This window comes from Limnoglobus sp., assembly GCF_059499385.1.
On sequence record NZ_JCABYM010000050.1, the window covers coordinates 1 to 18,346 of the forward strand.

The window sequence follows — 18,346 nt, forward strand, 5'->3', positions numbered from 1 at the left end:
CGGCGCGGGCGCCCCAGCCCGACCCGCCCAAGGCGCATCGCGTCCGCGGGAGGCAGCTGACCCCCCTCCCTAACCCTCCCCCCCAAGGGGGGAGGGAATAAAACACTGAAACGCGGGGCGAAACGCGATCCCGTTCACGAACCGACACCGACGATTTCCGTCTATAATCACCCTCTCTCCCCTCGGCCCGCGGGACCGCCGCGCCGGGGGGAGACTTTTTTCCCGGACGCCGTCATGATCGCGAACGCCCGCCTGCACGCCAACCGGTCCGCCGCCGCCCTCGTCGAGGCGGCCGTCCAGCGGCAGGAAGGCCGGCTCACGTCGATGGGGGCGTTCGCCGCCACCACCGGCGCCCGCACCGGCCGCTCGCCGAAGGACAAGTTCACCGTCCGCGACGCGACGACCGACGGCGAGGTCGATTGGACGGGCAACCAGCCGATGGACCCGGCCGCGTTCGACCGGCTCCGCGACCTCGTCCATGCCTATCTGCAGAACCGCGACTTGTTCACGTTCGACGGGTTCGCGTGCGCCGACCCGAAGCACGAGCTGCCCGTCCGCGTCATCGCGGAAAAGGCATGGCACGCGCTGTTCGCGAAGTGCCTGTTCCGCCAGCCGACGGCCGCGCAACTGGCCGCGTTCCGCCCGCAGTGGACGGTCATCCACGCGGCCGACTTCCAGTGCGATCCGGCCCGCGACGGCACGAAGTCGAGCGTCTGCGTCGCCATCTCGTTCGCGCAGAAGCTCGTGATTGTGGCAGGGACGCACTACGCCGGGGAGATCAAGAAGTCGATCTTCACGGTGCTGAACTACCTGCTGCCGCGGGCCGGCGTCTTCCCGATGCACTGCTCGGCGAACATCGGCGCGGCCGGGGACACGGCCCTGTTCTTCGGCCTGAGCGGGACCGGCAAGACGACGCTCTCCGCCGACCCGAACCGCCGGCTGATCGGCGACGACGAGCACGGGTGGGGCGACGACGGCGTGTTCAACATCGAGGGCGGCTGCTACGCGAAGACGATCAAGCTGTCCGCGGCCGGGGAGCCGCAAATCTGGAACGCCCTGCGGTTCGGCTGCGTGCTGGAGAACGTCCCGATCGACGACGCGACCGGCACGCCGGACTTCAACAGCACGACGTACACGGAGAACACGCGGGGCGCGTACCCGATCGAGTTCATCCCGAACTACGAGCCGACCGGCCGCGGCGGCCACCCGGCGAACATCTTCTTCCTCACCTACGACGCCTACGGCGTGCTGCCGCCGCTCTCCCGTCTGTCGCCGGCGCTGGCGATGGAGCACTTCCTGCTCGGGTACACCGCGAAGGTGGCCGGCACGGAGGCGGGCGTGACCGGCGTGCAGCCGGAGTTCAGCACGTGCTTCGCGAAGCCGTTCCTGCCGCTGCGGCCGAAGCGGTACGCGGAGATGTTGAAGGCGAAGCTCGACCGGTTCAACGTCCCCGTGTGGCTGGTGAACACCGGGCTGAACGGCACGGGGGCGCGGTACAAACTAAGCCACACGCGGGCGCTGCTGACGGGCGTGCTGACCGGGGCGCTGAAGGACGTGCCGTTCGTGCCGGACCCGGTGTTCGGCGTGGACGTGCCGACGAGTTGCCCGGACGTGCCGGCGGAGGTGCTGACCGCGCGGAACAGTTGGGCGGACAAGGCCGCCTACGACGCGGCGGCGACGAAGCTGGCGGAGTTGTTCAGAGAGAGAAGGTAGGGTGGGTTTTGCCTGGGACCGCGGGCGTCCCGCCCGCCCACCTTCCCGACGCCGGGGATCAGTCTTCACAGTCAGGGAGCGAAGCGGGCGGGACGCCCGCGGTCCCTTGTTGTGAAGCGGTCGTCACGACCGGACCAACAAGTCCGGCACGTCGATGAACTGCTCGCGGAGCTTGATCCGCTTGAACGGCCAGACCTCCGGCGGCGTCACCGGGAGCGGGGCGTGCTGGTCCACCACCACCGTGTCTACAACCGCCGCCGCCCCAATTTTGGCCTGCCACACCAGCGGCCAGCCCAGCCCGAACTTCTCGTCCACCCCGCCGCGGCGGAGTTCCTCGGCCGGGAACCGGCCGGCCCCGTACCCGGACTGCGAGTGCCGCCACTCGTACTCGAACGGGCCGTTCACCACCAACTTCCGGGCCGTCTCCGTCGCCGTCGTGATCGACTCGCCCGGCACGCTCATCGCCCGGTAGATCGCGGACATCTTCGCCGCCGCGTCGTACTCCTGCCGGAACGCGTCGGCCGCGGCGTCGAAGCAGACGGTCCGGCTGACGGTCGCGTACAGCCCGTCCCGGCAGCCGGTCGCCTGCAGGAAGCAGGTGTTCGCCACCTGGGCCTCGGTGAACCCGGCCCGGCGGACCTTCTTCGCCCGCCCGTCCGCCGCCACGCTGATCGCGGTCGCCTCGACCCCGTGCCGGAACATCCGGTGCGCTAGGTGGCCGGCGATCTCCTGCTCCGACTCGCCCCGCTCGATGCCCCGCGCCGTCGCCTCGATGGCGTGGACGACCGCCTTCCCGAGCGACAGGTACAGCGCCTGCTCGAACTCGGTCAGCGGCCGCAGCTCCGGCCGCAGCTTGTCGTTAATCATCGGCATGTTCGGGAACGGCCGGTCGGTCGCGAACTTCTTCCCGTGGACCAGCTCGCCGAGCAGCACCGCCCGGCCGACGCTCCACTGCCACTCCTTGAGCTGGAACCCGAGGCCGTCGAGTTCCTCGTCGAACAGCCGCTGGGCGTCGATGTTGCTCGCGAGCAGCCACCGCTGCCGGCCGTTCGTGTAGACGCCGGGCCGCTCGCCGTCGGCGATGAGGCCCCGCACGTTCATCCCGCCGGTGAACCACGTGACGTGCGCCGGCATGAGCAACACGACGCCCTCGCACTGCATCTCCTCGAGCAGGTGCGCGACCTTCGCCTGCTTCACGTCGATGTCCGCCCGCCGTTGGACGATCCGCGGGTCGAGCAGGTCGTTGTCCGTCTGCACGTCCGTGGGGTCCGGCAGGTCCGGCGGCACCACGTCCATGAAGATGCTCGTCGTCTCCCCGTCGGTCTCGGAGTTGAAGATGGACTCGGCGTCTTCGTCTTCGATTTCCGCGGCCATACGCACCGTCCGAACTGCTGAGAGGTTACCCGTAGGGGCGGGCGATCTCGCCGTCCGCGTACCGCCGGGCGAGGTCCCGGTACCGGAGGTTGATCGCCCGCGTGTTCGCGATTTCCGCGGCCGTCGCCGACCGGACGACCCGGCCGGGCGTGCCCATGACGACCGACCGCGGCGGGACGACCATGCCCGGCGGCAGGACGGCCCCGGCCGCGATCAGGCACTCCTCGCCCACGTCCGTGCCGCCGAGCAGCTTCGCCCCGATGCCGACGAGCGTGCCGGTCCCGACGCGGACGCCGTGGAGGACGGCGGCGTGCCCGACGACGACCTCCGGCTCGATGACGTTCGGCCGGCCGAAGTCGCAGTGGACGACGGCGTTGTCCTGGACGTTGGTGAACTCGCCGATGGTGATCGGGGCCACGTCCCCGCGGATCGACACGCCGAACCAGACGCTCACGCCGCGGCCGAGCGTCACGTCAGCCGTGACGGTAGCCGTCCCCGCGATGTACACGTCGCCGATTCGCCGCATGGGGATCGTCCGGGTTGCGAGTCCTTCACCGACTTCCCGCATCATATCTTGACCGGGAACTCCGTCCCAGAGGTCCGGCCGAGATTGAGGCCCGCACCGGTTATGCGAACCACCGCCGTCGTCTTCCCATTCGATCTATTCGGCAATTCCGGCACCGGGGCGGGCGCGGAACTGCTCGGCGACGTTCTCCGCGAGGTGCTATCGGATACGAAAAAGGAAGCCCGGCAGATTCGTCCGACCGCGTTCCGCGACAAGTTGAAGGTCCGCGAGTTCCGGTTCGAGACGATGGCGGAGGCGGCGGCGTGGCGGGCGACCGGGCGGCAGGCGGCGAAGAAGGCGCTGGCGGCCGGCGACTTCCTCCTGTGGCTCGGCGGGAACCACCTGAGCGTGCTGCCGGTGCTGGAGGAACTCGGCCCGGAGACGCTGGTGGTGCAGTTCGACGCGCACCTGGACGTGTACAACCTGCACGACTGCACGCCGGAGCTGTCGCACGGGAACTTCCTGTTGCACGCCGACGGGCCGCTGCCGCGGGTGGTGAACGTCGGAAGCCGCGACCTGTTCCTGACGCCCAAGCACGTGGGGCGGACGTTCGCGGCGGTGTACGCCGCGGACCGGCTGGCGGCGGACTTTGAGGGCGTGGTCGCGGAGCTGCGGGAACACGTGGCGGCCGCGCCGCGAGTGTGGATTGATTTGGACGCGGACGCGCTGGACCCGCAGTTCTTGCCGGCCGTGTGCCAGCCGATGCCGTTCGGCCTGTCGCCGCCGCAGTTCCTGGCGCTGGTGCAAGCGGTGTGGGGCGAGAAGGTGGCCGGCGTCTCGGTCAGCGAGTTCGCCCCCGGCCGCGACGTGCGGGACGCGAGCCTGAACCTGCTGGGCTGGCTGCTGGAGTGGCTGCTGCTGAGGCGGTACGAGCCGTGAGTTTTCCGGCCTGAAGGGCCGGTTCTTATAGCGAAGGCCGTGAGGCCTGGAAACTACACATCGCAAACGCCCCGGCCCTGAAGGGGCCGTGCGTTTCTCGCGCACGGCCCCTTCAGGGCCGGGATGTTGTCGTTGCTCGTGTACCAGGCCTGACGGCCTTCGCTGTAAGAACCGCCCTTTCAGGGCGGGAAAGCCGGCTACTTCTTGCCCGGCAGCGGCGGCAGCGCCCCGACCGGCGCGGGCAGGCTCGCGGGGGCCGGTTGCGTCCCGGATGCCGGCTGCACGTTCGCGTCCGTCTTCGGCTGCTTCAGTTGGTCGATCTTCTCCCCGGCCCACTGCTTGCCGTCCTTCAGGTCGGTCCCGAGCTTCGACTGGTCCACGCCGATCTGGATGTTCGTCTTCCCGTCCGTCCCGGTCGAGAAGTTGAACGTGTACCAGCCGCGGAAGTAGCCGATCCCGAAGAACAGGACGAGGGCCAACCCGAGCAACGCGAGTAAGTTTCGCACCGTGAATACCTCCTGTCAGGAGCTTAGAGCGCAGGGGCGTACTGTGCCGTCGAACGGCCGCCGCGCCAAGGTCAATCGCGGCCGCAGAATCGGTACAGACTTCCGAAGTCCGGCTTCGACTTCGGAAGTCGATGGGACGGAGGAGCGGATGCGGCCGCCGTAAATGCTTCGCCGCGGGATCGACTTCCGAAGTCGAAGCCGGACTTCGGAAGTCGGGGCTTTTCCTCGACGCCCCTGCGCCGCGGAAGTATCATCACGGCATCCCGCCGGTTCGCTCTTCCGTCCGAGGTCCGCGCCATGCCCTATCGTACGCTCGCCTTCCTCGCCGCGGTGACCGCCGTGGCGTCGCAATCCGTGCCGTCCGTCGCGCAGCAGAAGCCCGCGATCCCCACACTGCCGCCGCAGTTCCCGGTCCTGACCAGCCCCGCGAACCTCGGCGTCCCGGCCGGCGGCAAGGCCGACCTCACCCTCGTCGGCACGAACCTCGCCGACGCGACCGCCGTGCTTTTTTCCGCCGACGGCGCGAAGGCCACGCTCGTGAAGGACGCGGTGAAGGCCGACCGCGTGACCGTCTCCGTCGAGACGCCGAAGGCCTCGGCCGTCGGGCTGTACCAAGTCCGCGTCGTCACCAAGAACGGCGTCTCGAACGCCCGATCGCTCAGCATCGACGACCTGCCGGAAATCGAGAAGAAGCCGGGCAACAACAAGAAGAATTCGCCGATGGTCGTGACTTCCCCGTGCGTCGTCATGGGGAGCGTCGCCGTCGAGTCGAGCGACTTCTACCAGGTGAAGGTGTCCCCCGGCCAGCGGCTCACGTTCGAGGCCGTCGCCCGGCGGCTCGGCTCGCAACTGGACCCCGTCGTCATCCTGCACGACGCGAAGACCGGCCGGGAGCTGCCCGCCCTGTACGCCGACGACACGCCGGGGCTGCAATCCGACGCCCGGCTGACGCACACGTTCCCGACGGCAACAGACGTGATCGTCGAGATCCGCGACACGACGTACCGCGGCGGCAACGACTTCACGTATCGCCTCCGCATCGGCGACTTCCCCGGCGCGACGACCGCCTACCCGCTCGCCGTGGAGAAGGACAAGACGGCGAACGTGAACTTCACCGGCCCCGGCCTCGACGGCGTGAAGCCGGTCGCGGTGAAGGGAACCGGAACGGCAATGCTCGCGGCCCCGAAGCGGGACGGCGGGCCGAGCGGCGTCGGCATCCCCGTACTGGTCAGCCCGCATCCCGAAAGTGTCGAAGCCGAGCCGAACAACGAACTCGCGAAGGCGAACAAGCTGCCCGTGCCCGGCGGCGTGTCGGCCCGGTTCGCCGAGAAGGCGGACCTCGACTACTTCGCGTTCCCCGGCAAGAAGGGGCAGAAGCTCGAACTGATCGCCCGCACCTACGAGGTCAACTCGCCGGCCGAGGTGCTGCTAAAGGTCGTGGACGCGAAGGGGGCGGAACTGGCGAAGTCCAACCCGGCCCAGGCGACGGCGCGGGCCGAGTTCACGCCGGCCGCCGACGGCGAGTTCTACGCCGTCACCGAGCACCTGAACTACGGGTACGGCTCGGCCGAGGTGTACCACCTCACGGTCCGCCCCGCGGCTCCGGATTTTGAAGTCGCGCTCGGCCTCGACCGGATCGACGTGTCCGGCGGCGGGGTGGCGCAGCTCCCCGTCGTCGGGCTGACGAAGCTCAACGGGTTCAACCTGCCGGTCGAAATGGCGGTCGTGTCGGACTCGCTCGTCGGCACGCTGACGCTCCCCGCGGCGGCGAACCCGCTGCCGGCGACGCCGCTGCTGATGACCGTGACGCTCAAGCCGGGGGCGAAGCCGGGGCTGATCCCGTTCATCGTGAAGGCGACGGCGAAGATCGACGGCAAGGACGTGACGAAGACGGCCAACCTCGCGGAGGTGGTTCGCCCGGCCCTGGCCGGTCTGCCGAACGTGCCGCCGCAGTTCGCGCCGCAGATGTACGCGACGGCCGCCGAGAAGCCGCTGTTCACGCTCGCGATCACGTTCGAGAAGCCGGAGGTCTTGAAGGGCGGGGCCGTGAAGGGCAAGGTGACGGCGAAGCGGGCCGACGGGTTCGCGGACGAGATCGCGTTGGCCGCGCAGAACCTGCCGGCGAACGTGACGGCGAAGTTGAAGCCGATCCCGAAGGGGGCGAGCGAGGTCGAGATCGAGGTCAACCCCGCCGCGGCCGCGGCCGTCGGCCCGGCGACGTTCTACCTCCGCGGCACGGCCAAGAGCGGCGGGAAGGACTTCGCGTACCACACCGACTTCGCGAAGGTGACGGTGACCGAACCGAAGAAGGAGGAGCCGAAGAAGAAAGAGGAACCCAAGAAGGAGAAGAAGTAACCGCCCCCGAAACCCCGGCACGATCGTGCCGGGGCTTTCCCGTCACCCCCACTTCTACCCCGCGCCCGGCCGTCTCGATACAACCCGTGGAGAGACTCGCACCACCGCCCATCGTCGGGGAATCGGCCCGTGCCAATCCTGTACGCGTTCACCCTCTTCGTCAGCGCCTCCCTGCTGTTCATGGTCCAGCCGATGATCGGCCGCATGATCCTGCCGCTGCTCGGCGGCAGCCCGGCCGCGTGGAACACGTGCATGGTCTTCTTCCAGGCCGTGCTTCTCCTCGGCTACCTGTACGCCCACAAGCTCACCGCCAAGCTCGGCCCGCGGCGGCAGGTCGCCCTGCACCTCGCCGTCCTCGGCGGGTCCGTCGGCGTCATGCTGCTCGCCGCGCTGCTCGGGCCGAAGAACTCGCCCATCCCCGTCGTCGAATCCCTCGCCCCGGACAACACCGCGTACCCGATGTTCGGCGTGCTGGCGCTGCTCACCGTGGCCATCGGCGTGCCGTTCTTCGCCGTCTCGACGAGCGCCCCGCTGCTCCAGCGGTGGTTCGCGTACAGCGGCCACCCGAGCGCGAAAGACCCGTACTTCCTGTACGCCGCCAGCAACGCCGGTAGCCTCATCTCGCTCCTCGGCTACCCGCTCGTCACCGAGCCGAGCCTGCGACTGGTCGAACAGGCGTGGCTCTTCTTCGGCGGGTTCGTGGCGCTGCTGGCGCTCGTGTACGTGTGCGGGAACTCTGTGAAACAGGCGGAAGTGGTGGCCGTGAAGTCCGCCGCGCCGACAGAGCCGCCGCCGACACTCGCCCGCAAGCTGCGGTGGCTCGGCCTGGCGTTCGTGCCGTCGAGTCTGATGCTCGGCGTGACGACGCACATGACGACCGACATCGCGTCCATCCCGCTGCTGTGGGTCGGCCCGCTGGCCCTCTACCTCGTCACGTTCATCATCGCGTTCGCCCGAACGCCGTCTTGGTTCCGCCCCGTCCTCGGCAACATCAGCCCGGTCGTGACGCTGCTCCTCGTGTTCGTCCTTGTTTCGACGACGAAGATCGACAACGTCTTCTACTCGCTGCTCTTGCACCTCGTCGCGTACTTCCTGACGGCGTTGCTCTGCCACTCGGAGCTGGCCCGCGACCGGCCGTCGATCGCGTACCTGACGAACTTCTACCTCTGGATGTCCCTCGGCGGGATGCTCGGCGGCGTGTTCAACGCCCTCGTCGCCCCGGTCGCGTTCCGGCAGGCGTGGGAGTACCCGATCACCATCGCCGTCGGGTGCATGTTGATCCCGAGGCTCGACGACACGCCGGCCTCGCCGGCGAAGGAGCAGCGGAACCGCCTGCTCGACTTCGTCATCCCGTGCGTGATGCTCGCGCTCGTCGCCGGGCTGACGGCCCTGCCGGCGTTCCGCGGGTTCAACCAACTCTGCGCCTGGATCGCGGACAACCTGTCCGGCGGCCTCAAGTTTAGCGGCGTCAACATCGCCCTCCGCGGCGACCGGGTGAAGGAACTCATCCTGTACGCGATGCCGGCCATGATCTGCTTCTTCTTCATCGACCGGCCGCTGCGGTTCGGGCTGTGCGTGGCCGCCCTGCTGTTCGTCGGCCACTTCCGGCAGGAGTCCCGCGACACGATCGACCGCGCCCGCAGCTTCTTCGGCATCATGGAGGTGAAGGAGGAGACCTCGGACGTGACCCGCTACCTGACGGAGGACGGCGGCGTCTACGACATCACGGAGCACTACAACCGCCGCCGCCTCGTCCACGGTACGACGCTGCACGGCATCCAGTCCACGGCCGCGGCCGGCGTCCCGGCGTTCCTGGAACTGGAGGGGCTGTCGAACAGCAGCCGGAAATTCAACGCCGTCCAGGTGGCCGGCCCGCTCGACCCGTGGTCGGTGATCGCGAAGGCCGGGGCGTGGACGACGTGGGACTACAAGCAGGAGCCGCTGACGTACTACCACCGCAACGGGCCGGTCGGCCACGTCTTCGACGTGACGTACAACCGCTACCCGCGGGCCGACTTCGCGATGGTCGGCCTCGGCACCGGGTCGGTGTCGTGCTACGCCGGGGCCGGGCAGACGCTCACCTTCTACGAGATCGACCCGGTGGTGAAGGCGATGGTCGCGGACACGGACAAGAACTTCACCTACGTGAAGGACGCCGAGCGGCGCGGGGCGACGATGCGGTTCGTCATGGGCGACGCCCGGCTGAAGCTCCAGGCCGAGGACGTGAAGCACAAGCTGCTGCTCGTCGACGCGTTCAGCTCGGACTCGATCCCCGTCCACCTGCTGACGAAGGAGGCGGTGCAACTGTACCTGGACCGCGTCGTCGACGACGGGATCGTCGCGCTGCACATCTCGAACCGGTACATCCGGCTGGAGCTGGTGGTCGCGAAGATCGCGCAGGAACTGGGCGTGCCGGTGCTGGAGTTCAACGACACCTGGTTCGACAAGACGGAGGAGTACCCGCCGGGGAAGTCGCAATCGACGTGGGTGGTGCTGGCGAAGAAGCCGGAGGCGCTGGCGGCCTTCCGGGACGAGAAGTACACGACGAAGTACCGGCCGGAGACGTTCGACCACGAGCTGAAGCCGAACCGGTGGCGGGAGATGGTCGTGGTGCCGCAGGTGCGGGCGTGGACGGACGACTACGCGGACGTGCTGAGCGTGATGCGGATCAAGGAGGTCCAGCAGCTCCGCGGCTGGCTCGGCCTCCCGACGATCGAGGCGGTGAAGGAGTAGCGAGCGGCGGGCGAGGCTTTGCGAGGCCCGACTCTTGTTCCCTCCCCCCTTGGGGGGGAGGGCCAGGGAGGGGGGCTGAGCGCGCCCCGTTGCAAACGCGATCCTCACCGCGGGGGGGAGGTCTACCCCCCTCCCTAGCCCTCCCCCCCAAGGGGGGAGGGAAGAAAACCAAGACAAGACACTGAAGGAACCCCATGGCCCGCGACCGGCTGCTGATCGTCGGCGCGAGCGGCCGGGCGGCGGCCGGGTCCGCGCTCCGCGCCGGGTTCGAGCCGGTCGTCCTCGACCTGTTCGCCGACGCCGACACGCAGCGCCTGTGTGACGTGCGGAAGCTCCCGATGAGCGACTACCCGCACGGGTTCGTCGAACTCGCGCGGCAACTGCCGCCGATGCCGTGGATGTACACCGGCGGGCTGGAGAATTACCCGCACGTCGTCGAAATCATTTCGGCAACGCGACCGCTTCGCGGCGTGTTGGCCGAGAACCTGGAAACCGTTCGCGACCCCCTGGAGTGGACCCGGTGGCTCGAAGCCCCGCTCGCGGTCGTCCGACCGGGCGAGGCGTTGCCCGCGGATCGCCGATGGCTGCGGAAACCACTCAAGGGCGCGGCCGGGTTCGGCGTCCGCGTTACGACGCCCGCCGAGTGGGCCGCGACCGACGACGAACCGATCTACGCGCAGGAATGGGCGGACGGGCCGTCCTACTCGGCCCTCTTCCACGGCCTCCGTGAAGGGGTAGAGTTGGTCGGTTGCTCTCGTCAACTCGTCGGCGAGAACTGGTTACACGCCCGCCCGTTCCACTACGCCGGGAGCATCGGGCCACTCGACCTCGGCCCAGGCGTCGGCCGCCAGCTCGATGACATCATGGAGTGGTGTCAAACGTGGGGGATGATCGGACTGTTCGGGGTCGATTTCATCCTCCGCGATTCTCAGGTCTGCCCGGTCGAGTTCAACCCGCGGTATCCGGCTTCGACCGAGGTGTACGAGTTGGGGACCGGGGTGGCGCTGTTGGGCCGACACCTCCGGGAATTTGAACCGGCGGCCGAGAGCGATCCCACCCGGCGCGACCCCAGACTGGACGCTCCGGCCCGCGTCGTCGGCAAGGCGATCTACTACGCCCCCCGCCGGTTGACGTTCCCCGCGTTCGGCCCGTGGGACGAGTCGCTGGCCCGCTGCACCGACGTGTGGCGGCGGCCGGACTTCGCCGACCTGCCGCACGCCGGGGACGCGATCGCGGCCGGCCACCCGGTCTGCACGGTCCTCGCGGAGGGGGCCACGGAGGAGGCGTGCGTCTTGGAATTGATGCGCCGCGCCGCGGAGCTGGACCGGCTGTTCGCGGGGTGATGCCGGTTGCGGCCGCCCCTTCCCTTGCGGTTCCCGTCGTGGGATGATCCGCCATGCCCGACTGGTTCTACCGCACCGTCTCCCGCCCGTTGCTGTACCGGCTGCCCGCCCGGACGGCCCGCGCCGTCGCGCTCGGCGTCATGGGCCGGCTCGCCCGGCTGCCGCTCGGCGGCACGGTCATCGACCTGCTCGGCCACATGCGGCCGGACCCGCGGCTCGGCGTGACGATCCTCGGCGTCCGGTTCGCGTCGCCGGTCGGCCTCGGGCCGGGGCTGGACCCGGAGGCCGTGGCGCTGCCGGCGTTCGCCCGGTTCGGCGTCGGCTTCCTGGACGTGGGACCGGTCGGGTTGAACGAACCGCCGACCCCGCCGCGGGTCGAGCGGCACGACGATTCGCAAACGATCTCCTTCCCGGACCCGCACCCGCCGCTGGGAATCGCGTCCGCGGTCCCGAAGCTGGCGGAAGCCGCGCGGGCCGGCGTGCCGCTGCTCGTGCGGCTGACCGCGGACACGGCGGACGAGTTGGCCGAGTTGGTGAAGGTCGTGTCGCCGCACGCGGCGCTGGTCGGTGTCCCGGCGCGGCTGTTCCGGCCTGGGACCGCGGGCGTCCCGCCCGCCACGGCCCCAGCCGCGAAAGATGAGTCCCCGGACAAGGAAAGGTGGGCGGGCGGGACGCCCGCGGTCCCAGGGGGCAAACCGCTCTTGCCGGTCGTCACGGATTCACCCGACTTGGAAATCATCGCCGGTGCGGCCGGTGCGATCATCGACGGCGGGAACGTGATCGGTTCACCCGCCCTCGAACCGGCGATCAAGCTCGTCGCCGCCGTCCGCAAGCGGTTCGGCCCGGCGTTCGCGATCGTCGCCCGCGGCGGCGTCCACGAAGCGGCCGATGCCCTCGCGCTGCTCGACGCCGGCGCAAACCTCGTCGAACTGGACAGCGGCCTCGTCTTCACGGGGCCGGGGCTGGTGAAGGCGATCAACGAGGCCGTCCTCGACCGCGCCACCCGCGACGACCCCGACCCGCCGCCGGCCCGGCCGGCGAAGCGGTCGTGGTTCTGGACGCTGCTCATGGGCGTCGGCATGGCCGTCGGCTCCTTGCTCGCGCTCGGCATCGCCGCCACCCGCGTCGTGCTGCCTTACGACGAGCAGTTCGTCGGCATGACGTGCGCCCAACTGCGGGACGTGAACCCGCGTCTGTTGCCGTTCATGGCCCACGACCGCGTCACCCTCGCCGGTACGATGGTGGCGCTCGGGCTGTTCTACGTCGGCCTGTCGCTCGGCGGGGTCCGCCGCGGGCAGCACTGGGCGCAGGTCGCGGTCGTCAGCTCCGCCGGCGTCGGGTTCCTGTCGTTCTTCTTCTTCCTCGGCTTCGGCTACCTGGACGTGCTGCACGCATTCGTCACCGGCATCTTGTTCCAGTTCCTGCTGCTCGCCGTCTACGCCGACCTCGGGCCGCACCAACCCATTAGGAACCAGCCGACCCGCACGAATCGGAATTGGAAGCGCGGCCTGTGGGGCCAGTTCCTGCTGATCCTCCACGCGGTCGGCGTACTCGGCGCGGGCGTCGTCATCGGCGGGTTCGGGATGACGGTCGTGTTCGTGCCCGAAGACCTCGCGTTCATGCGAACCACGTCGGCCGCGCTCGCGGAAGCGAACCCGCGGCTGCTGCCGCTGATCGCGCACGACCGGGCGACGTTCGGCGGGATGCTGATCTGTTTCGGTGTGGTGCAGCTGCTGACGTGCCTTTGGGGAATTCGGGCGAACCAGCCGTGGCTGTGGCGGACGATGCTCGTCGCCGGCGTCGCGGGGTACGCGCCGGCGATTATCGTACATTACGCCGTCGGGTACACGGACCTCGGCCACCTCGTCCCCGCGTTCGCGGGGCTGACGGCGTACCTCGCGGGGCTGGCGCTGTTGCGACCGTACATGGCGACACAGGCGGCCGGTTCTTACCCCGAAGGGGTTACACATGTCAGCCCAGGGCAACGCCCTGGGTAGGCCGACACCCGACGCAACAAGCCCTGAAAGGGCAGCACAGGTTGCGCTGGGTCGCCCTTTCAGGGCTTGCCCTCCGCGGTTGTCCGACCCAGGGCGTTGCCCTGGGCTGACATGTGCCAGGCTTTCAGCCTGAAAACCATTGACGGGTGCGGCTCAATGGTTGAACAGGAACTCTCGGCTGTTCAGCAACACCCACAGCAAGTCCTGCAACCCGTCCTTCGCCGTCGCCGCGCCGTTCATCCAGCCGAGCGCCTTCGCCGTCTCCTCCGCTGCCGGCGGTCGCGAGAGTGTCGCCAGGTACAGCTCCTCGACCGCCGCCGCCGGCTTCGCCTTCGCCAGCCCCGCGATTCGGCCGGCGGGGTCGGCGATCTTCTTGTTCAGGAAGTCGCCGTTCATGAGGTGCATCGCCTGCGCGATGTTCGGCTTCGTCGTCCGCTCGCACTCGCACACCACCTGCCGGGCCGGGCGGCCGAACGTGTCCAGCAGGAACGACCGCACCTCCGGGTCCGGCAGCTGCGCCGCCCGCGTGCCGAGCGGCAGGCCGGGGTACTTCTCCCGCGTCCCGGTGGCGGAATCGAGCGCGTCGGCCGTCTGCTCGGCCGTCAGCCGCTTCGTCGTGTACCGGGTGAAGTGCGTGTTCGTCGCGTCCGCCCGGTTCCCGTCCGTCACGGCCGACGACAACTGGTACGCCCGGCTGTTGAAGATCATCTTGAGCAGGTGCTTCACGTCGAACTTGTGTTGAACGAAATCCTTCGCCAGCGCGTCGAGCAGTTCCGGGTTGCTCGCCGGGTTCGTCGCCCGCAGGTCGTCGAGTGGTTCGACCAACCCGCGGCCCATGAGGTAGCCCCAGAAGCGGTTGACGATGTTCTTCGCGAAGAACGGGTTGTCCGGCGTCGTCATCCAGTCGGCGAGCTTCTTGCGGCGGTCGAACTCGTCGTCCACCTCCGGGCCGTCGAACGGGTGCGGCTTCACGACCTTTCGCTTCCGCGGGTGCGTCGCCTCGCCGGTCGGCCGGAGGAAGATGACCGTCTCGCGGGTGAAGATGCCGAACTCCTGGCTCGTCTTCGTCCCCAGGCGGGCGAAGAACGCGGTCATGCCGTAGTAGTCGTCCTGGCTCCACTTCTCGAACGGGTGGTGGTGGCACTTGGCGCACTGCACGCGGACGCCGAGGAACACCTGCGTCACCGCCTCCGACCAGTCCTCCGGGCTGCGGGCGACGCGGTAGAAGTTCGCCGGGCCGTCGGTGTACGTGCTGCCCTCCGCGGTGAGGATGTCGCGGGCGAACTCGTCGGCCGGCTTGTTGTCCCGGACGGCCGCCCGCACCCAGTTGTGGAAGCTCCACATCCCCTTCTCGTCGAGCGCCTGCCGGTTGATCCGCAGCAGGTCGCCCCACTTGAGTGCCCACCAGTCGAGGAACTCCGGCCGGTTCAGCACCGCGTCGATCGCCTTCGCCCGCTTCTTGGGGTCCGCGTCCTTCAAGAAGGCGCGCACCTCGTCCGGCGTCGGCAGCGTGCCGATGGCGTCGAGGTAGAGCCGCCGCAGGAACTCGGCGTCCGTCGCGGCCGGCGACGGCACGAGGCCGAGGTCCCGCCACTTCGCGATCAGCTTCTCGTCGATGAAGTTGTTCGCCGGCAGCTTCGGGAAGTCCTTGAGCTTCGCGAACGGGAGCGTGACCTGGGCGACGGTGGCCTGACCCATGAACCGGACCATGACGTGCGTTTCGCCGGTCGCCTTCGCGGTGACGAGGCCGGCCGGCGTGACCGCCGCGACCGCCTCGTTCAGCGCGTCGAACTGCGCCAGCGGCGTCACGTCCTCGCGGCGGCCGTCGGACCAGACGGCGGTGACGGCCAGCTGCTGTTGCTCGTTCGGCGAGATCACCCGCGCCGGCGGGAAGACTTCAAGCTTGGCGACCGTGGTTTCCTTCGCCGGCGGTTCCGGCGCGCCGTCTTCGAGCCACCGGCGGACGGTCGCGTACTCCCGCGAGTTCAGCTTCAACTTCTCGCCGCCGCCGTGCTCCATCGCGAGGGCCGGCTTCGCCAGCACGATGCTGCGGTCCGGGTCGGAAAGGACGACGCGGCGGCCCTCGTTGCTGCGGACGATCTGGTCGTGGTCGAACGCCGGGTCGAACGCGAACAGCGACAACCGGAACCCGCCGCGGCCGTGCTGCGCCCCGTGGCAGTTCCCGCCGTTGCACCCGGCCTTCGTCAGGATCGGCTCGACCTCCGCCGCGAAGTTCACCGGCTCGTCGGCCGTCTGTTTGCTGACGGTGACGGGAACGGTCGCCGTCGCGCCGTGCGCGGTGACGGTCAACGTCGCCGTGCCGTCCGCGACCGGCCGCACGACGTTGCCATCGGCGCGGGCCGTTTCGGATTTCGTGCTTCGGATTTCGTACTTCGCCTCCCGCGTCAGGTCCGTCACGCGGCCGTCGGCGGACGTGCCGAGGACGACGACCCGCTGTTCCGCCCGCGGCGAGTCGAGGGCGATCGACGGCGGGTAGACGGTCAGCTTCGGGCCGTCGGCGGCCGCGAAGGGGGCGAGGCAGAGCAGGCCGAGGGCGGCGAGGGTGAGTTTCATCGGAATTCGTTCGCCAAGAGCGGACGGCGGAACGCCGCGGGGTGGGATGCCACTATCGTGGCCGAAAGACGGGGCCGGGTCAAGTGAAGCGGGGCCACTCTGTAGAACCCGGAGCGGTAGCGACGGGGTGTTGGACACGACCAACACCCCCGTCGCTACCGCTCCGGGTTCTACGAACGGTTCACGCGCCGTCGGTCGGGCCGTGGTTCACGAGGAACGCCAGCTGCTCGAACTGGATCGCGAGATCGACCGTCACCACGCTCACCCGCGGCGGCACGCGGAGGATGCCGGGGGCGAAGCTGAGCAACCCCTTCACCCCGGCCCGCACGAGTTCGTCCGCGACCGTCTGCGCCGCCTCGGCCGGGACGGTCAGGACGCCGAGGTCGGCCTTTAGCAACGCCACCTGTTCCTTCAGCTTCGGCATCGGGAAGACGCGGAGGCCCTCGACCTCGTGGTCGATCTTGTCGGCGGCCGCGTCGAACAGGCCGACGATCTGGAACCCCTGGTCGCGGAACCCGCGGTAGCGGAGGAGGGCGCGGGCGAGGTTCCCGACGCCGACGAGGACGGCCCGCCACCCGCGGTCGGTGCCGAGGGTGCGGCGGATCATGGCGGCGAGGGCGGCCGCGTCGTACCCGACGCCCCGCTGCCCGAGGTGGCCGAGGGCGGCGAGGTCGCGGCGGACCTGGGCGTCGCTGACGCCGACGGACGCGGCGAGCTGGGAGCTGGACACGGTCGCCCCGGCCGGGACGGCGGCGACGCAGCGGAGGTAGTAGCTGAGCCGTTGGGCCGTCGCGCGGGACAGCTCGGCGGGGGCGTCGTCGGCCCGACTCTGGCTCACGAAGAACTCCGATCCGGGGCAGGTGTCGCTCCGTCAACACCTTCAACGTAAACCGCGTTCGGGGAACGGTCAACCGGCACCCGCGCGGGACCGCCTGCCCGGATCAACGGCGGGCGTCGCGCTCACGCCGCGCCGCCCCGCCGTGGCGATGGGTTTCGTGCGCCGTCCGCGGTTGACCGGCGGCGCGGGAGGATGGGGCGGCCATGAGCGACGAGATTGTCGGGTATGTGATGCTCGTCGTGGGCGGCCCGTTCCTCGCCATCGGCGTCGGCTTGTCCTACCGCTCCGCCCTCCTCTCCCGTCGTGGAACCAGGGTCGTCGGCACGGTCGTCCGCTATCACAGTGAACCCGGCGGCGGCCAGTACCCGGTCGTCGAGTACACCGACGCCCAATGTGTACAAATAGATATTATAGGTGTCGCGTCAACCCAGGTGGCGACTCCGCCACGGGGGGCCACCCGTGGCGGTGGCGGCGGTGGCGGTGTCGCCGGTCAACGCGGCCGGTCGGCGGGGGTCACTTCTTCGCCCTCAGTTCCGCCCGGAGGTCCAGCGGGTAGTCGGTGAGGACGCCGTCGAGGCCGACGGCCGCGGCCCGCCGCCAGTTCGCCGGCACACGGCCGCTCACCGCCGTCCCGGCGATGAACGACCGCTTCCCGGCCGCCCGCACCGCGGCCGCTTCCTTCTCGGACGGCAGGTAGCGGAAGTACACCCAGTCGCCGTTCGCCCCCCCGAGGGCCGCCGCGAACTCGTCGGCCGCGTTCGCCACCACGGCCGTCCGGGCCGCGGCCGCCGCCGCCTTCAACCGGTCGCGGACCGCGGCCGTCTCGATCGTCGTGCCGATGAACAGCAGCCGGTCGAGGACCTTGTGCTTCTCGGCCAGCCGCACGACGCCGGCCTCCACGCCCGCCGCCTTCAGATCGACGGCGATGAGCACGTCGTGCCGCCGGTACTCGCCGACCAAAGCGAGAACTTCATCCACGGTCGGGACCTTCTCCCCGGCGAACGCGGCGTCGAACCACCGGCCGGCGTCCAACCGGCGGACCTCGGCGAGCGTCCGGTCGGCCACCTTGCCCGTGCCGTCGGTCGTCCGCGTCACGTCCTCGTCGTGGACGCAGACGAGGTGGCCGTCCTTCGTCGTTCGCACGTCGAACTCGAACCCGAGCCGCAGCTCGAGGCACGCGCGGAAGTTGGCGAGCGTGTTCTCCGGGGCGTGCAGGAGCAGGCCGCGGTGCGCGACGACGAGCGGCCGCGGCGGGTCGGCCGCGGCCGCCGGGACGGCGAGCAGGATCAGGACCGCGAGCAGGACGACCGCGTGGGTCATGGCGTCACCGGGGGCTAGTTGAGGGTTCGGAACCCGACCGTGCCGAGGGGCCGGGCCGGGGTATCTCCCTTTCTAGCCCCGACTCCGACGGGGGAGGGAAGAAGGCGAAGAACGCCGCGGGCAATTCTTTCCGGATTCCCGTCAGGTTT

12 protein-coding genes are annotated in these 18,346 nt (G+C 69.6%); 6 read left to right on the plus strand and 6 right to left on the minus strand.

Translation table 11 applies throughout. The features are described from left to right. Nucleotides 1-234: 234 nt before the first annotated feature. Nucleotides 235-1,713, plus strand: a complete 1,479-nt coding sequence (gene pckA / locus AC5JJ2_RS09590; protein ID WP_495857759.1) for a phosphoenolpyruvate carboxykinase (ATP) — start codon at nt 235-237, stop codon at nt 1,711-1,713. Nucleotides 1,714-1,836: 123 nt separating this feature from the next. Here the strand turns inward: pckA and AC5JJ2_RS09595 are convergent, their stop codons facing one another. Together AC5JJ2_RS09595 and AC5JJ2_RS09600 are read right to left on the minus strand one after the other, a co-directional pair. Continuing rightward, nucleotides 1,837-3,087: a M24 family metallopeptidase gene (locus AC5JJ2_RS09595; RefSeq protein ID WP_495857760.1), complete on the minus strand. Its 1,251-nt coding sequence runs from the start codon at nt 3,085-3,087 to the stop codon at nt 1,837-1,839. A gap of 25 nt (nt 3,088-3,112) precedes the next feature. Next, complete coding sequence (locus tag AC5JJ2_RS09600) at nt 3,113-3,613, minus strand: gamma carbonic anhydrase family protein (protein WP_495857761.1); 501 nt, start codon at nt 3,611-3,613, stop codon at nt 3,113-3,115. Nucleotides 3,614-3,715: 102 nt separating this feature from the next. Here AC5JJ2_RS09600 and AC5JJ2_RS09605 point away from each other — a divergent pair, with 102 nt between their 5' ends. Further along, on the plus strand, nt 3,716-4,531 hold the full coding sequence (locus AC5JJ2_RS09605; RefSeq protein WP_495857762.1) for an arginase family protein: 816 nt from the start codon (nt 3,716-3,718) through the stop codon (nt 4,529-4,531). A 197-nt stretch (nt 4,532-4,728) separates the two neighbouring features. On the opposite strand, the gene AC5JJ2_RS09610 is transcribed toward AC5JJ2_RS09605, so the two are convergent. Then, nucleotides 4,729-5,037: a hypothetical protein gene (locus AC5JJ2_RS09610; RefSeq protein WP_495857763.1), complete on the minus strand. Its 309-nt coding sequence runs from the start codon at nt 5,035-5,037 to the stop codon at nt 4,729-4,731. A gap of 297 nt (nt 5,038-5,334) precedes the next feature. On the opposite strand from AC5JJ2_RS09610, the gene AC5JJ2_RS09615 reads away from it, so the two are divergent. The 4 genes from AC5JJ2_RS09615 (at nt 5,335) to AC5JJ2_RS09630 (ending at nt 13,465) form a co-directional block, all read left to right on the plus strand. After that, a complete protein-coding gene (locus AC5JJ2_RS09615) occupies nt 5,335-7,392 on the plus strand; it encodes a hypothetical protein (RefSeq protein WP_495857764.1) in 2,058 nt (685 codons plus the stop codon). Between the two features lie 129 nt (nt 7,393-7,521). Then, nucleotides 7,522-10,125, plus strand: a complete 2,604-nt coding sequence (locus AC5JJ2_RS09620; protein WP_495857765.1) for a fused MFS/spermidine synthase — start codon at nt 7,522-7,524, stop codon at nt 10,123-10,125. Nucleotides 10,126-10,319: 194 nt separating this feature from the next. After that, nucleotides 10,320-11,468 (plus strand): ATP-grasp domain-containing protein, encoded by a 1,149-nt coding sequence (locus tag AC5JJ2_RS09625; protein ID WP_495857766.1) that lies wholly within the window; start codon nt 10,320-10,322, stop codon nt 11,466-11,468. A gap of 53 nt (nt 11,469-11,521) precedes the next feature. Next, the gene (locus tag AC5JJ2_RS09630) at nt 11,522-13,465 is read left to right on the plus strand and encodes a dihydroorotate dehydrogenase (RefSeq protein WP_495857767.1); all 1,944 of its coding nucleotides are present in this window, start codon (nt 11,522-11,524) and stop codon (nt 13,463-13,465) included. Nucleotides 13,466-13,618: 153 nt separating this feature from the next. Here AC5JJ2_RS09630 and AC5JJ2_RS09635 read toward each other — a convergent pair whose 3' ends face one another. The 3 genes from AC5JJ2_RS09635 to AC5JJ2_RS09645 form a co-directional block, all read right to left on the minus strand. Continuing rightward, entirely contained in the window at nt 13,619-16,039 is a 2,421-nt protein-coding gene (locus tag AC5JJ2_RS09635; RefSeq protein ID WP_495857768.1) for a DUF1549 and DUF1553 domain-containing protein, read from the minus strand. 181 nt (nt 16,040-16,220) lie between these two features. Continuing rightward, nucleotides 16,221-16,877, minus strand: coding sequence for a redox-sensing transcriptional repressor Rex (locus AC5JJ2_RS09640; RefSeq protein WP_495857769.1), 657 nt, complete (start codon nt 16,875-16,877; stop codon nt 16,221-16,223). A gap of 513 nt (nt 16,878-17,390) precedes the next feature. Next, nucleotides 17,391-18,197 carry a glycerophosphodiester phosphodiesterase gene (locus tag AC5JJ2_RS09645; RefSeq protein WP_495857770.1) on the minus strand — a complete coding sequence of 269 codons (807 nt, stop codon included), beginning with the start codon at nt 18,195-18,197 and terminating at the stop codon, nt 17,391-17,393. Nucleotides 18,198-18,346: the final 149 nt, after the last annotated feature.

Bases quoted from the DNA above. Each gene is read 5' to 3' on its own strand.
- AC5JJ2_RS09625 (WP_495857766.1), top strand. From the start codon at position 10,320: ATGGCCCGCGACCGGCTGCTGATCGTCGGCGCGAGCGGCCGGGCGGCG.
- pckA (WP_495857759.1), top strand. From the start codon at position 235: ATGATCGCGAACGCCCGCCTGCACGCCAACCGGTCCGCCGCCGCCCTC.
- AC5JJ2_RS09630 (WP_495857767.1), top strand. From the start codon at position 11,522: ATGCCCGACTGGTTCTACCGCACCGTCTCCCGCCCGTTGCTGTACCGG.
- AC5JJ2_RS09605 (WP_495857762.1), top strand. From the start codon at position 3,716: ATGCGAACCACCGCCGTCGTCTTCCCATTCGATCTATTCGGCAATTCC.
- AC5JJ2_RS09635 (WP_495857768.1), bottom strand. From the start codon at position 16,039: ATGAAACTCACCCTCGCCGCCCTCGGCCTGCTCTGCCTCGCCCCCTTC.
- AC5JJ2_RS09645 (WP_495857770.1), bottom strand. From the start codon at position 18,197: ATGACCCACGCGGTCGTCCTGCTCGCGGTCCTGATCCTGCTCGCCGTC.
- AC5JJ2_RS09595 (WP_495857760.1), bottom strand. From the start codon at position 3,087: ATGGCCGCGGAAATCGAAGACGAAGACGCCGAGTCCATCTTCAACTCC.
- AC5JJ2_RS09600 (WP_495857761.1), bottom strand. From the start codon at position 3,613: ATGCGGCGAATCGGCGACGTGTACATCGCGGGGACGGCTACCGTCACG.
- AC5JJ2_RS09615 (WP_495857764.1), top strand. From the start codon at position 5,335: ATGCCCTATCGTACGCTCGCCTTCCTCGCCGCGGTGACCGCCGTGGCG.